This window comes from Streptomyces sp. NPDC047880 (assembly GCF_040706515.1).
Classification (GTDB): domain Bacteria; phylum Actinomycetota; class Actinomycetes; order Streptomycetales; family Streptomycetaceae; genus Streptomyces.
Genome location: NZ_JBEZOK010000008.1, coordinates 237,518 through 251,011 on the forward strand (window position 1 = coordinate 237,518; position 13,494 = coordinate 251,011).

General features: G+C 71.7%; 12 protein-coding genes. 4 read left to right on the forward strand and 8 right to left on the reverse strand.

Annotated elements, in window-relative coordinates:
• Positions 1 to 1,086, reverse strand: a 1,086-nt coding sequence (locus AB0937_RS15680; protein ID WP_366712140.1) for an AAA family ATPase, incomplete at its 3' end; no start/stop codon positions are given.
• 274 nt (positions 1,087 to 1,360) lie between these two features.
• Between AB0937_RS15680 and AB0937_RS15685 the strand changes: the two genes are divergently transcribed.
• A complete protein-coding gene (locus AB0937_RS15685) occupies positions 1,361 to 2,713 on the forward strand; it encodes a M14 family metallopeptidase (RefSeq protein WP_366712141.1) in 1,353 nt (450 codons plus the stop codon).
• Here the strand turns inward: AB0937_RS15685 and AB0937_RS15690 are convergent.
• The 5 genes from AB0937_RS15690 to AB0937_RS15710 all read right to left on the reverse strand — a co-directional run bounded on the left by AB0937_RS15690 (position 2,710) and on the right by AB0937_RS15710 (position 7,148).
• A complete protein-coding gene (locus AB0937_RS15690) occupies positions 2,710 to 3,261 on the reverse strand; it encodes a hypothetical protein (protein ID WP_366712142.1) in 552 nt (183 codons plus the stop codon). The two genes, AB0937_RS15685 and AB0937_RS15690, sit on opposite strands and share 4 nt — an antisense overlap.
• A gap of 65 nt (positions 3,262 to 3,326) precedes the next feature.
• On the reverse strand, positions 3,327 to 4,847 hold the full coding sequence (locus AB0937_RS15695) for a gluconate:H+ symporter (RefSeq protein ID WP_366712143.1): 1,521 nt from the start codon (positions 4,845 to 4,847) through the stop codon (positions 3,327 to 3,329).
• A gap of 101 nt (positions 4,848 to 4,948) precedes the next feature.
• Positions 4,949 to 5,359: a RidA family protein gene (locus AB0937_RS15700; protein WP_366712145.1), complete on the reverse strand. Its 411-nt coding sequence runs from the start codon at positions 5,357 to 5,359 to the stop codon at positions 4,949 to 4,951.
• Positions 5,356 to 6,117, reverse strand: a complete 762-nt coding sequence (locus AB0937_RS15705; protein ID WP_366712147.1) for an IclR family transcriptional regulator — start codon at positions 6,115 to 6,117, stop codon at positions 5,356 to 5,358. Before AB0937_RS15705 ends, AB0937_RS15700 begins: the two co-directional genes overlap by 4 nt.
• Complete coding sequence (locus AB0937_RS15710) at positions 6,114 to 7,148, reverse strand: sugar kinase (RefSeq protein ID WP_366712148.1); 1,035 nt, start codon at positions 7,146 to 7,148, stop codon at positions 6,114 to 6,116. The genes AB0937_RS15705 and AB0937_RS15710 overlap by 4 nt, the downstream gene beginning before the upstream one ends.
• 135 nt (positions 7,149 to 7,283) lie before the next feature.
• On the opposite strand from AB0937_RS15710, the gene AB0937_RS15715 reads away from it, so the two are divergent.
• Both AB0937_RS15715 and AB0937_RS15720 read left to right on the forward strand, forming a co-directional pair.
• Positions 7,284 to 8,564 carry an amino acid deaminase gene (locus tag AB0937_RS15715; protein ID WP_366712149.1) on the forward strand — a complete coding sequence of 427 codons (1,281 nt, stop codon included), beginning with the start codon at positions 7,284 to 7,286 and terminating at the stop codon, positions 8,562 to 8,564.
• A gap of 11 nt (positions 8,565 to 8,575) precedes the next feature.
• A complete protein-coding gene (locus tag AB0937_RS15720) occupies positions 8,576 to 10,189 on the forward strand; it encodes a D-aminoacylase (RefSeq protein WP_366712150.1) in 1,614 nt (537 codons plus the stop codon).
• A gap of 21 nt (positions 10,190 to 10,210) precedes the next feature.
• Here the strand turns inward: AB0937_RS15720 and AB0937_RS15725 are convergent, their stop codons facing one another.
• Both AB0937_RS15725 and AB0937_RS15730 read right to left on the reverse strand, forming a co-directional pair.
• A complete protein-coding gene (locus AB0937_RS15725) occupies positions 10,211 to 11,137 on the reverse strand; it encodes a serine protease (protein ID WP_366712151.1) in 927 nt (308 codons plus the stop codon).
• A 160-nt stretch (positions 11,138 to 11,297) separates the two neighbouring features.
• The gene (locus AB0937_RS15730) at positions 11,298 to 12,098 is read right to left on the reverse strand and encodes a hypothetical protein (protein ID WP_366712152.1); all 801 of its coding nucleotides are present in this window, start codon (positions 12,096 to 12,098) and stop codon (positions 11,298 to 11,300) included.
• 126 nt (positions 12,099 to 12,224) lie between these two features.
• Between AB0937_RS15730 and AB0937_RS15735 the strand changes: the two genes are divergently transcribed.
• Positions 12,225 to 13,436, forward strand: a complete 1,212-nt coding sequence (locus AB0937_RS15735) for a pyridoxal phosphate-dependent aminotransferase (protein ID WP_366712153.1) — start codon at positions 12,225 to 12,227, stop codon at positions 13,434 to 13,436.
• Positions 13,437 to 13,494 lie beyond the last annotated feature (58 nt).

Below are 13,494 nucleotides of genomic sequence, written 5' to 3' on the forward strand. Positions count from 1 at the left end.
CCCGGCGGCTGCTGCGGCAGGCCGAGGGTATGCGGCAGGAACGTCCACCGCCCCGGGAGATGCTGCGGCAGGCCGGGGATACGCGGCAGGAACGTCCGTGTGAGGGGTCGGCAGGGTGGGCAGGGTCGTGTGCGGGAGTCGCCGCTCCGTGTCCGTCGCGGGCCCGGTGTCGCTCTCCGGGGTGTCGTCCGCGCAGACCGCCTCCGCCGTCTCCAGGTCGAAGCTGCCCGCCAGGACCGACAACCGGGCCCACACCGTCTGCTCGGGGAGGGTGCACAGGTCGTGGCTCCAGGCGACGGCCGCGCGCAGGGTCTGGTGGCGGGGCAGGGCCGCGGGGCTGCCGGTGGTGAGGAACCGGTAGCGGTCGTCGAGACGGTCCAGGAGCTGGTCGACGTCGAGGACCCGCATGCGGACGGCGGCGAGTTCGATGGCCAGGGGCAGGCCGTCCAGGCGGTGGCACAGCCGGGCGACGGAGGCGCGGTTGGCCGGAGTGAGGCGGAAGCCGGGCACGACGGCGGCGGCCCGGTCGGCGAAGAGGGTGAGGGCCGGGTAGCCCTCGGCGGCGGACAGGTCGCCGTCCGGGTCGGGCACCGGCAGCGGCCGTACCTCCAGCAGGTGCTCCTCGGTGAGGCCGAGCCGGTGGCGGCTGGTGGCGAGGATCCGGACGCCCTCGGTGCCGTGCAGCAGGGCGGCGGCGAGCCGGGCGCACGCGTCCGCCAGGTGCTCGCAGTTGTCGACGACGAGGAGCAGCCGCCGGTCCCGTACCTGCTCGACGAGGGCTTCGAGGGGCGGCTGGGCGGAGCGGTCGTGGAGTCCGAGCGCGTCGGCGGCGGCGAGCGGGACGAGGGCCGGGTCGTGCAGTCCGGACAGGTGCACGTAGCGCACGCCGTCGGGGAAGGCGCGCCGCACCCGGGCCGCGATGCGCGCGGCGAGCCGGGTCTTGCCGACGCCGCCCGGCCCGGTCAGCGTCACCAGGCGTGCGCGGGCGAGCAGTTCGCGGCCCTGGGTCAGTTCGCCACGCCGGTCGACGAAGCTGGTCGTCTCGGCCGGCAGGTGGTGGTCCTGTCGTGGCGCTGATCCGTCCATGATCAGCCAGTCCTCTGAAAGGGTGTGAGTCCGGGGATCCGGACACTCCGGCTCCGTGTGCGCGGCCCTCACTGTGTCGGAGTCGCGTACATATATGCACGCCGGGGCCACACCTGCGGGTGCACTTCGGCTGTGACACCTCGACCGCGACACCACGCGCGTACACTGCGCGGCTGCTTTCAGTCTTGACCTGCTCATGCCATCAGCAGAACGATATGCGCCACCCGCACACGTACGTCGCACGGAACAACCCCACCTCCCACAAGGAGATTTCATGCGACTTCGCACACGAGGCCCCGGTGCCCGCACCGGCAGACGCACCACCGCCCTCGCAGGGCTCCTCGCCCTCGCCCTCGCGGCCCCCCTGTCCGCGACCACGGACGACGCCGCCGCCGACAGCGCCCGCAAGCCGGCCGCCTCGGCCGACGACGTCCGGCAGTACGAGATCCACCTGCGCTCGACGGCTGCGGACCGTACGGCACTTCAGCGCGCAGGCGTGAGCGTGGACGAGGTCCACGGACACGGCGTCGTGGTCTCCGGCCGCACCGACCAGATCAGGAGGCTGCGCACGCAGGGCTACGAGGTCACCCCGCTCGGCGCGGTGCCCGACCGGTCCGCCGGCGAGGACGACGTCCGGCTCCTCGACTTCCCGTCGGCGGACTCGAAGTACCACAACTACGCGGAGATGACGAGCGAGATCAACTCGATCGTCTCGGCCAACCCGTCCATCGCGAGCCAGCGCGTGATCGGCAAGTCCTACCAAGGACGGAACATCGTCGCCGTCAAGATCAGCGACAACGTGGGCACCGACGAGCCCGAGCCGGAGGTGCTGTTCACGCACCATCAGCACGCCCGCGAGCACCTGACCGTCGAGATGGCGCTCTACCTGCTGCGCGAGCTGACCTCCGGCTACGGCTCCGACTCACGCGTGACCGGCATGGTGAACAACCGCGAGATCTGGATCGTCCCGGACATCAACCCGGACGGCGGCGAGTACGACATCGCCACCGGCTCCTACCGTTCCTGGCGCAAGAACCGGCAGCCCAACTCCGGTTCGTCGTACGTCGGCACGGACCTGAACCGCAACTGGAACTACCGCTGGGGCTGCTGCGGCGGCTCCTCCGGGTCGACGTCCTCGGAGACGTACCGGGGGTCGGCCGCGGAGTCGGCGCCCGAGGTGAAGGTCGTCTCCGACTTCGTGCGCAGCCGGGTCGTCGGCGGGACGCAGCAGATCAAGGCGGGTGTCGACTTCCACACCTACAGCGAGCTGGTGCTGTGGCCGTTCGGCTACACGTACTCCGACACGACGACCGGCATGACCGCGGACGACAACGCGGCGTTCAAGGCGGTCGGGCGGAAGATGGCCGCGAGCAACGGGTACACGGCGGAGCAGTCCAGCGACCTGTACATCACGGACGGGTCGATCGACGACTACCTCTGGGGCACGCACAAGATCTTCGCGTACACCTTCGAGATGTACCCCCGGTCCGGCGGGGGTGGGTTCTACCCGCCCGACGAGGTGATCGAGCGGGAGACCTCCCGTAACCGCGATGCGGTGCTGCAACTGCTGGAGAACGCGGACTGCATGTACCGGTCGATCGGCAAGGAGAGCCAGTACTGCGGTTAGTCCGCGTCCGCCCCTGTCTCTGCCTCGGTCTCTGTCTCGGTCTCTGTCTCGAAGTAGGCGTCCAGAACCGCGTCCAACCGGTCGTCCCACTCCTTGAAGTGGCTCCTGGCCGGCGCCTCGATCTCGATCGGGTACCAGCGCCGGTCGGGGGTGTGGACGGTGACGGTGTACCGCTTGCCGAAGCGGGCCGTCTCCGTCTCCACCGCGCCGATCTCGTCCCAGCGGAACTCGCACTCCTGGTCGTCCAGGGACATGCGTACGCCTCTGTGGTCGGCGACCAGCCGGGCGCGGCGGTCGGACGCCTCGAAGACGGGGCCGTCGGCCGGGGCGCCCTCCTCCGGCTCGGTGTCCTCCTCCGGGCCGGAGGGGGACACCTCCTGCTCGGGGGCGGCCTCCTCGGCGTCCTCGGCCTCGGCGGCCTCAGGCTCCTTCTCCGGCCCGTCCTCCTTTGTCCGTTCGGACGCGGGTGAGGTGAGCCCGGGGATGAAAGCCGGGTCGAATCCGGCGCCTTCCAGGGGCTGGCTGCTCGAACCTATGCGCTGCTCCACAGCGCAGAAGTATGGTCGAGAAACCTGTGCGGCACACAGTCGGCCCCGACTTCGTTATCAGACGCCTACACGAACAGGCTCAGTACCGCCGCCACCGCGAACCCCGCCACCGACAGCACACTCTCCAGCACCGTCCAGGTCTTGAGGGTGTCCCGCTCGCTGATGCCGAAGTACTTCGCGACCATCCAGAAGCCTCCGTCGTTCACGTGTGAGGCGAAGATGGATCCGGCGGAGATGGCCATGATGACCAGGGCGACGAAGGCCTGGGAGTGGTTCCCCTCGGACAGGAGCGGGGCCACGATGCCCGCCGTCGTCACGATCGCCACCGTCGCCGAGCCCTGGGCCACGCGCAGGACCACGGAGATCAGGTACGACAGGACCAGCACCGGCAGGCCCACGTCGTGGAACGTGTCCGAGAGGGCCTGGGCGACGCCGCTGGCCTTGAGGACCGCGCCGAAGATGCCGCCCGCACCGACCACCAGAAGGATGTTGCCGACCGGCTTGAGGGACGCCGTCGACACCGTCTCCAGGGACTTGCGGGACCAGCCACGACGGATGCCGAGCAGGTAGTAGGCGAGGAACAGGGCGATCGTCAGCGCGACGAACGGGTTGCCGAAGAACTCGATCACCGAGCGGAGCGTGGAGGGGTCCAGGGCGATCGAGGAGAAGGTCGCGGCGAGGATGAGGACCAGCGGGGTGCCGATGATGCCGAGCACCGTGCCGAGGGACACCGGCTGCTCGCTGGGCGCGACCCCGGCGGCGCGCTGCTCGTCGACGACGGCCTGCCTGGCCTCCTCGGCCGCCTCGACCATGTCCTGCGGCACGGGGACGAAGATGCGGCGGCCGATCCACGCCGAGTAGCCCCAGGCGGCCACCACGGCGGGCAGACCGCAGACGATGCCCATGAGGATGACCCAGCCGAGGTCGACGTGCAGGAGACCGGCGGCGGCGACCGGGCCGGGGTGCGGCGGCAGGAAGGCGTGCGTCACGGACAGGCCCGCGAGCAGCGGCAGGCAGTAGAGCAGGATCGACTTGCCGGTGGGGGTCCCCCCTGGACCGGAGCTTGCCGGAGGCCCTTGGGGGCGTTTGGCGGCGGCGTAGACGATCGGGGCCAGGACGAAGATGCCGACGTCGAAGAAGACGGGGATGCCGAAGATCAGGCCCGTGAGGCCCATGGCGAGCGGGGCGCGCTTCTCGCCGAACAGGCCGAGCAGGCGCCTCGCCAATACCTCGGCGCCGCCGCTGACTTCGAGGATCGCGCCGAGCATGGTGCCCAGGCCGATGATGATCGCGACATGGCCGAGGATGCCGCCCATGCCGGACTCGATGGTGGAGACGGCGTCCGACTTCTGCACCGTGCCGAAGAGTTCGGTGACCGACAGGCCGGCGGCGAGGCCGACGGCTATGGAGACCGCGAGCAGGGCGACGAACGGCTGGAGTCTCATCCTGATGATGAGGAACAGCAGCAGCACGATGCCGAGCGCGGCGGTGAGCAGGAGTCCGGCCGTACCGTCGACGAGGAGGAGCAGTCCTCCCGTGTGGGGTGGGGTCTCGGCAGGGGCGGACGCGGCGAGCGGATGGGACATTCGGGGGTCCTCTGCGTAAAGGCATGCGGTTTCGGGGTAGGGGGGAGCGCGGCGCGGCGCATCGTGGCGCCGCGCCTCGGTAAGGCGGGGGTGGGGGTGGGTCAGCCGAGGACGGCCAGGGCGTCGATCTCGACGAGGAGACCCGCGGGCAGTCCGACGTAGACGGTCGTGCGTGCGGCGGGCGGCTGGGTCAGGCCCTGCTCCTCGAAGTACGCGTTGTAGATCGCGTTCATCTCGGCGAAGTGGTCGACGTCGGTGAGGTAGACGCGGATCATCATCACGTCGTCCCAGGAGGCGCCGCCCTCCTCCAGGATCGCCTTGACGTTGGCCAGGGTCTGGAGGGTCTGTTCGCGCAGGGTCGGCCCGGCGGGCGTGGGCGCCTTGCCCTCCTCGGCGGGCAGGAAACCGACCTGTCCGGCGACCTGGAGGATGTTGCCCTTCCTCACCCCGTGGGAGAACTTCGCCGGCGGGGTGGTGTGGGTCTTGGGGGTGAGTGCGATCTTGTCCGTCATACGGTGCCCTTCACTGGTGTCCTGCCGGAGTACTCCCCGCTGATGGCGTCCGCCGTACGGCGCACCAGCGGCAGGAGGGTGAGGAGTTCGTCGGCGGTGACGACGACGTTCGGCGCGGAGACCGACATCGCGGCGACGACCCGGCCGTCGGCGCCTCGGATGGGCGCCGCGACGCAGTTGATGGACTCCTCGTGGCCGCCGAGGTCGGTGGCCCAGCCCTGTTCGCGCACCTTCTCCAGCTCCCGCAGGAAAGCGCCGGCGTTGGGTGTCGAACGGGACGTGTACGTGGGGTAGTCGAGCTTCTCCGCGATCCCGCGCCGCTCGTGCTCGGGCAGGTCGGCCAGCAGCAGCTTCGCGACCGCGGCGACGGTGAGGGCGACGGGCTTGCCGATCCGGGAGTACATCCGCACCGGGTAGCGGCTCTCGACCTTGTCGATGTAGAGGACCTCGTTCTCCTCGTACACGGCGAGGTGCACGGTGTGTCCGCAGCTCTCGTTGAGACGGACCAGGTGGGGGTGGGCGATCTCGCGGACGTCGAGGTTCTCCATCGCCTCCTGGGCGAGGGCGAAGAGCCGGGCGCCGAGGCGGTAGCGCTGGTCGGACTGGCGGTAGACGAGCCCGTGCTCGTGCAGGGTGCGCAGCAGCCGCAGGGCCGTGGACTTGTGGACGCCGAGGCGGTCGGCGACCTGCCCCAGGTCGGCGGGGCCCTCGGCGAGCAGCGGCAGGATGCTCAGCGCGCGGTCGACGGTCTGGCTCATGGCGTTCGTACCTCCTCGTCGGCCCGCTGGGGCTCCTCGGTCCAGCCCGGGCCGAGTCGCAGTCTCCCCCATGCCGCGTCGTCCAGGGCGGCGAGCCGGTCGGCGTGCTCCCGTGCGGGCGGGGTGGCGAGGTCGCCGGGCACGGTGAGCGCGGCGGCGGCCATCAGGTGCCCGTGCCGCAGCCGGTCCCGCACGGGCAGTCCGCGCAGGGTGGCGGAGAGGAACCCGGCGGCGAAGGCGTCTCCCGCACCGACGGCGGCGACGACGTCGACCCGGGGTGCGGGCACGAAGGTGACGTCCCGCCGGTCGAAGACGGTGGCGCCGGCGGCGCCCTGCTTGACGACCAGAACCTCGGGTTCGGGCAGTGCGGCGCGGACGGCTTCGGCGCTGTGCAGCCCCCAGGCCTCGTCCTGTCCGACGAAGACCAGGTCCGCGCCCCGGGCGAGGTCGCGCAGGACCGCCGGGGCGTCCGGGTCGCGCCACAGGCCGGGGCGGTGGTTGACGTCGAAGGAGACCAGGGGGCGGCCGGGGCGGCGGGCGGTCAGGTCGCGCATCAGGTCGAGGCACGTCCCGGACAGCGCCGCGGTGATGCCGGACAGGTGCAGCACGCGCCCGGCGCGCACCGCGGCCGGGTCGGGGTCGGTCGCGCTCATCGCGGAGGCCGCCGAACCGGTCCGGTAGTAGGCCACCTCGTGGCCGTCGCCGGCCCGGTCCCCGGCGGTGCGGAAGTAGATGCCGGTGGGGCGGCCGGGGTCGCGCCGGACGTGGGCCACGTCGACCCCGTAGGCGCCGATCGTCTCGACCAGGTGATCGCCGAAGGCGTCGTCCCCCACCCTGCTGATCCACCGCGCGGAGTGCCCGGCGGCGGCCAGCACGCACGCCACGTTCGACTCCGCCCCGCCGATGCCCCGCTCGAAGGACGGCACGTCGGCGAGGCGTCCCGGCCGGGACGGCAGGAACGTGACCATGGACTCGCCGAGCGCGACGACGTCCACGACGTCGGGGGCGTCACAGGGTCCGGTGGGGGTCACGATGCTCGTAGCTCCTCTGCGAGGTCGGTGGGCGGCGGTTCCATTGACCGGGGGTGGCCGAGATGTTAGACAGCGTTCAGCGACATACGCAATGAAGGTTGCAGATACTGCAACGCCGCAGATCAGGGAGGCTCCATGACGGCTGACACCGCTCAGTCCCTCGCCCGGCTCGCCGCCGAGCGCGTCGACCACCGCTTCAAGGGCCTCCCGCCGGACGCCGACGGGCTGACCGTCGCCGAGCTGGCCGGCCAGCGCCGCAACCTGTTCACCGGCGGCTTCGCCACGCCCGTGCTCGCGCTGTCCGCCGAGCGCCTCCAGCACAACCTGGAGCTCATGGAGACCTACGCGGCACGCCACGGCCTGGCCTTCGCGCCGCACGGCAAGACCTCGATGGCGCCGCAGCTGTTCCAGCGGCAGGTCGAGCACGGGGCGTGGGGCATCACCCTGGCCGTGCCGCACCAGGTGCGGGTGGCGCGGGCGTTCGGGACCAAGCGGGTGTTCCTGGCTAACGAGCTGGTCGACGCGGCGGCCCTGCGGTGGATCGCGGCCGAGCTGGACGCCGACCCGGACTTCGAACTGGTCTGTTACGTCGACTCCGTGCGCGGCGTCGAGCTGATGGACGCCGCGCTGCGGGACGCCGGTGCCGCGCGCCCCGTGGACGTCGTCGTCGAGCTCGCCGCGGGCGAGGGCGCGCGGACCGGTGTCCGCACGGAGGCCGAGTGCGCGGCGATCGCGGACGCCGTGGCGGGCGCCCGGACCCTGCGGCTCGTCGGTGTCGCGGGTTACGAGGGCGAGGTGCCGAAGGCCGACACCGAGCGGGTGACGGCGTGGCTGCGGCGGCTGGTGGCGCTCGCCGCCGACTTCGACAAGGCCGGGCGCTTCACCGGGCTGGACGAGATCGTGGTCAGCGCGGGCGGCAGCGCCTGGTTCGACGCGGTCGCCGAGGTCTTCGCGGAGATCCCCGAACTGTCCCTGCCCGTCCTGAAGTTGCTGCGCTCGGGCGCCTACGTCTCGCACGACGACGGCCACTACCGCAAGCTCACCCCGTTCAACCGGGTCCCCGAGGAGGGCGCCCTGGAGCCGGCGTTCCGCCTGTGGACGCAGGTCGTGTCGCGGCCCTCCGCCGAGCAGGCCTTCGTCAACGCGGGCAAGCGGGACGCGGCCCACGACCTCGACCTGCCCTTCGCCCAGGTGATCCGCCGGGACGGCACCGAGCGCCCGGCCACCGGCGTGTCGGTGACGGCCCTGTCCGACCAGCACGCCTGGCTCGCCACCACTCCGGAGGCGGATCTGGAGGTCGGCGACTGGGTCGGGCTCGGGCTGTCCCACCCGTGCACCTCGTTCGACAAGTGGCAGCTGATCCCCGTCGCGGAGGCGGACGGCACGGTCGTCGACTACGTCCGCACGTTCTTCTAGGAGACCGGGTGATGGAAGAGCTCGTCATCCGGGACGCCGACGTCGTCGACGGTTCCGGCGCGGACGCCTACCGGGCCGATGTCGTGGTCGACGGCGGCCGGATCGTCGGCATCGTCAAGGAGGCCGCGGCGGCCGGCTGCCAGCGGCCGAAGGCCCGCCGCGAGCTGGACGCCGAGGGCCTTGCCCTGTCCCCCGGCTTCGTCGACATGCACGCCCACAGCGACCTGGCGCTGCTGCGCGACCCCGACCACAGCGCCAAGGCCGCGCAGGGCGTCACCCTGGAGGTCATCGGCCAGGACGGGCTGTCGTACGCGCCGGTCGACGACCGCACGCTCGGCGAGGTGCGACGGGCGATCGCCGGGTGGAACGGCCCGGGTGACGACATCGACTTCGACTGGCGCACGGTCGGCGAGTACCTCGACCGGCTGGATGGCGGGATCGCCGTGAACGCGGCGTACCTGATCCCGCAGGGCACGGTCCGGGCGCTCGCGGTCGGCTGGGAGGACCGCGAGGCGACCCCGGACGAGCTGGACCGGATGCGCCGGCTGGTCGCCGAGGGCATGGAGCAGGGCGCCGTCGGCATGTCCTCGGGGCTGACGTACACACCGGGCATGTACGCGCGGGGCGCCGAACTGACCGAGCTGTGCCGGGTGGTGGCGTCGTACGGCGGCTACTACTGCCCGCACCACCGGTCCTACGGGGCCGGGGCCCTCCAGGCGTACGAGGAGATGGTCGCGCTGACCCGGGAGGCGGGCTGCTCCCTGCATCTCGCCCACGCCACCATGAACTTCGGCGTGAACAAGGGCAGGGCCCCGGAGCTGCTGGCCCTGCTGGACGAGGCGCTCGCGGCCGGGTCCGACATCAGCCTCGACACCTACCCGTACACCCCGGGCTGTACGACGCTGGCGGCCGTGCTGCCGAGCTGGGCGAGCGAGGGCGGCCCGGAGGCGACGCTGAAGCGGCTGGCGGACGAGGAGACGGCGGAGCGCATCCGGCACCACCTGGAGGTCACCGGCTCGGACGGCTGCCACGGCGTGCCCGTCGAGTGGGACACGATCGAGATCTCGGGCGTGGGCGATCCGGCCCTGGCCGATTTCGTCGGCCGGACGGTCCAGGAGTCGGCGGACCGGCGGCGTGAGGCGCCCTGGGTGACCGCGCGGGGACTGCTGCTGGCCGACCGGCTGGCCCCGACGATCCTGCAGCACGTCGGGCACGAGGAGAACGTCCGGGCGATCATGCGCCACCGGGTGCACACCGGCGGCTCGGACGGCATCCTCCAGGGCGCCAAGCCGCACCCGCGCGCCTACGGCACGTTTCCGCACTATCTCGGGCACTACGTCCGGGAGTTGGGGGTGCTGTCGCTGGAGGAATGCGTCGCGCACCTCACGTCCCGCCCGGCGGCGCGGCTCCGGCTGCCCGACCGGGGTCTGGTCCGTGAGGGCTACAAGGCCGACCTGGTGCTGTTCGACCCGGCGACGGTCGCTGCGGGCTCCACGTTCGCCGAGCCGCGCGCGCTCCCGACGGGCATCCCGTACGTCCTGGTCGACGGCCGGTTCGTGATCGAGGACGGCCGGCGCACGGACGTGCTGGCGGGCCGGGCGGTCCGCAGGACTCCTCCCGCGTGACCGCCCGGCCGGCACCCTGCCTTACGGCTTGGGCAGGGTGCAGCCGCTCGCGCTCAGGTCGAGCTTGTTGTCGATCCCGAAGCAGGCCGGGATCCCGTAGGTCTCCTGGGCGTAGTTGATGCCCTTGCGGACGGTCACGGTGCCGTTCTCGTCGACCTCGCACGGGTTGTTCACCGTGCAGCGCTCACCGTCCTCGTTGCCGGTGTTGTTGATGGCGACGACCTTGTTGGTGGCCTGGTCGACGACGGGTGAGCCGGACGTGCCGCCGATGGTGTTGCAGGCGGAGGTGTAGCGGACCGAGTCCTTCCAGGTCCAGTCGCCCTCCTTCAGGCGGTACGCGAACCCGTCGATGGAGCAGCTGTAGATCCGCTTCCAGTAGCCGGAGGGGATGCTGATGGCGGTGCCGGCCACCGGGTGACTGTCGTTCAGCGTCAGCGGGTTGATGTTGTACGAGCTCTTGATCTGCGCGTACGTGGTGGTGAGCTGGTACAGCGCGACGTCCGTGTCGGTCATCGTGCCGTAGGCGAGCTTGGCGGCGCGCAGGGTGGCGACGCGCGAGCCGGACGCGTTGAGCAGGCCGAAGGTGCGGCTGGAGGCCTTGTCGACGAGGACCTGGCCGGGGCCGGGGAAGCCGGACTCCAGGCAGTGGCCGTTGGTCATCACGAGCGCCGGATCGTCGGCCTCGGAGTCCGGCATGCGGACGACCGAGCCGGAGCAGTTGCTGAGCGCGACGGTGCCGGCGAAGTTCACGGCCTTGGCCTGGGGGCCGCGGAGCCCGGACAGCGTCTGCTCCACGGAACCGGCCACGCCCGACACGGCGGACATGACCTGGCCCGTGTCCACGGCCTTGCCGACGCCCGTGGGGGCGGCATCGGCAGCGGTCGCGGGGGCCGCGCCGGCCCCGGCCATCGCCAGGGCGCAGATCGCGGCGGCGAGAGGTTTTCTCATGGGGGGTCCCCTCTTGCGACGAGGCGGCCGGAAATCCTCCGGCCGCCTGCATGATTGTCATGCACATTGTGATCGTCGCAAGGGGGCGGCACAAGAACCTGTTCCACAACCGGAACTTCGAGTTCCGGAACGACCTTACTCAACCACCCTTACCGGCGGCTCACTTGGGGCCCTTGGTGCCGCCGGGCCCGTGCCCGGGCTTTCCGTCCGGCCTGCCGGGCGCCGCAGCCGTGGTGGTGGGGCCGGAGTCGGCTGGGGCGGTGGTCGTGGGGCCGTCGGCCGGGGGGCGCGTGCCTTCCGTGGCGGACGGCGACGCGGAACTGGTCCGGCTCTCCGCGGGGGTCGGACTCGGGGACGCGGCCCCGGACGGGCCGTCAGAGGCCCCCGGGCGATCCGCGAGCGGGGCGTCCGGGCTCGCCGCCGGACCGCTGCCCGCGGGCGACGCCGCCGGGGAGCCCCCCGTCGCCGGATCCGTGCGGCCGCTCTCGCCGCCGCGTGTCCCACCGGAGGGCGCGCCCGAGAAGGAGAATCCGGCGATGAGCACGGCCGCGGACACGGCACCCACGGCACCGGCCGCGACCGCCAGGCGACGCGACCGCGAGACAGGGGGCTTGCGCCGAGCCCGGCGCCCGCCCCCGGCCCGGCCACCCGGCGCCGGCGCCGGCCCCGCCCCCGGCACCACCGGCATCTCACGGGTCTCCCCGAGACCGCCCGAGCGACCGGGATGCGAGGGGCCTGCGGTGTCGCCGGGATACCCGGGGCCGCTGTGGGCACGGTCCGCACCGCCTTCGGCGGGCGCCGGGCCCGCCGGGTCGTACGGGTCCTGCCATCCGTGCGCCGCCGCCGGGTCCGCGTAGGCGTCGTACACCGGAGGAGCGGCCCCCTGCGGCAGGTACACGGGCGGCGGGCCCTGGGGCTCGCCGCCCGTCGCTCCGTCGGCGTAATCGAATGGCTTGGACATGGCGGGGAATTCTAGAGACCGAAGGGGCTGGTGGGACAGCGTATGGCGATATCGCCCCAAATCCCCGCGTCTCACGTGGCGGAAAACACGACCCGGGAGGCATTACCGGGCCGTAAGCTCCCAGACATGCAGGTGATCCAGTCGACCAAGCTCGCCAACGTCTGTTACGAGATCCGGGGCCCGGTACTCGAGGAGGCGATGCGACTGGAAGCTGCCGGTCATCGGATCCTCAAGCTGAACACCGGCAACCCGGCCGCGTTCGGCTTCGAGTGCCCGCCGGAGATCCTGGAGGACATCCTCCGGAACGTGTCGTCGGCGCACGGCTACGGCGACGCCAAGGGCCTGCTGGCCGCACGCCGGGCGGTCGTCATGCACAACCAGACCCTCGGCATCGAGACCGACGTCGAGCACGTCTTCATCGGCAACGGCGTCTCCGAGCTGATCGTGATGGCGATGCAGGGCCTGCTGGACGACGGCGACGAGGTCCTCGTCCCCGCGCCCGACTACCCGCTGTGGACCGCCGCCGTCTCCCTGTCCGGTGGCACCGCCGTGCACTACCGCTGCGACGAGCAGGCCGACTGGATGCCGGACCTCGCCGACATCGAGCGCAAGGTCACCGACCGCACCAAGGCGCTCGTGATCATCAACCCCAACAACCCGACCGGGGCCGTCTACGACGAGGCGATGATCAAGGGCCTGACCGACATCGCCCGCCGGCACAACCTGCTCGTCTGCTCCGACGAGATCTACGACAAGATCCTGTACGACGGCGCCACGCACACCCCGACCGCCTCCGTCGCCCCGGACCTGCTCACCCTGACCTTCAACGGCATGTCGAAGGCCTACCGGGTGGCCGGCTACCGGGTCGGCTGGATGTCGATCTCCGGGCCGCGCGCCCACGCCGACTCCTACATCGAGGGCCTGACGATCCTGGCGAACATGCGCCTGTGCGCGAACATGCCGGGGCAGCACGGAGTCGTCGCGGCGCTCAGCGGACGGCAGACGATCAACGACCTGGTGCTGCCGGGCGGACGGCTGCGCGAGCAGCGGGACACGGCGTACGAGCTGCTGACCCAGATCCCCGGCGTGACCTGCGTGAAGCCCAAGGGCGCGCTGTATCTCTTCCCGCGCCTGGACCCCAAGGTCTTCAAGATCAAGGACGACCGCCGCATGGTCCTGGACCTGCTCCGGCGCGAGAAGATCATGGTCGTCCAGGGCACGGGCTTCAACTGGCCGGAGCCGGACCACTTCCGGGTGGTGACCCTGCCGACGGTCGGGGACCTGACCGACGCGGTGGGGCGGATCGGCCACTTCCTGGACGGCTACAGCCAGCCCTGACCGCGCACGAACGGCACTTGACTGCCTGCTCACGCTTTGTGTGCAGGCAGTCCTGTTT

Bases quoted from the DNA above. Each gene is read 5' to 3' on its own strand.
- AB0937_RS15720 (WP_366712150.1), top strand. From the start codon at position 8,576: ATGGAAGAGCTCGTCATCCGGGACGCCGACGTCGTCGACGGTTCCGGC.
- AB0937_RS15700 (WP_366712145.1), bottom strand. From the start codon at position 5,359: ATGACGGACAAGATCGCACTCACCCCCAAGACCCACACCACCCCGCCG.
- AB0937_RS15685 (WP_366712141.1), top strand. From the start codon at position 1,361: ATGCGACTTCGCACACGAGGCCCCGGTGCCCGCACCGGCAGACGCACC.
- AB0937_RS15725 (WP_366712151.1), bottom strand. From the start codon at position 11,137: ATGAGAAAACCTCTCGCCGCCGCGATCTGCGCCCTGGCGATGGCCGGG.
- AB0937_RS15695 (WP_366712143.1), bottom strand. From the start codon at position 4,847: ATGTCCCATCCGCTCGCCGCGTCCGCCCCTGCCGAGACCCCACCCCAC.
- AB0937_RS15730 (WP_366712152.1), bottom strand. From the start codon at position 12,098: ATGTCCAAGCCATTCGATTACGCCGACGGAGCGACGGGCGGCGAGCCC.
- AB0937_RS15735 (WP_366712153.1), top strand. From the start codon at position 12,225: ATGCAGGTGATCCAGTCGACCAAGCTCGCCAACGTCTGTTACGAGATC.
- AB0937_RS15715 (WP_366712149.1), top strand. From the start codon at position 7,284: ATGACGGCTGACACCGCTCAGTCCCTCGCCCGGCTCGCCGCCGAGCGC.
- AB0937_RS15705 (WP_366712147.1), bottom strand. From the start codon at position 6,117: ATGAGCCAGACCGTCGACCGCGCGCTGAGCATCCTGCCGCTGCTCGCC.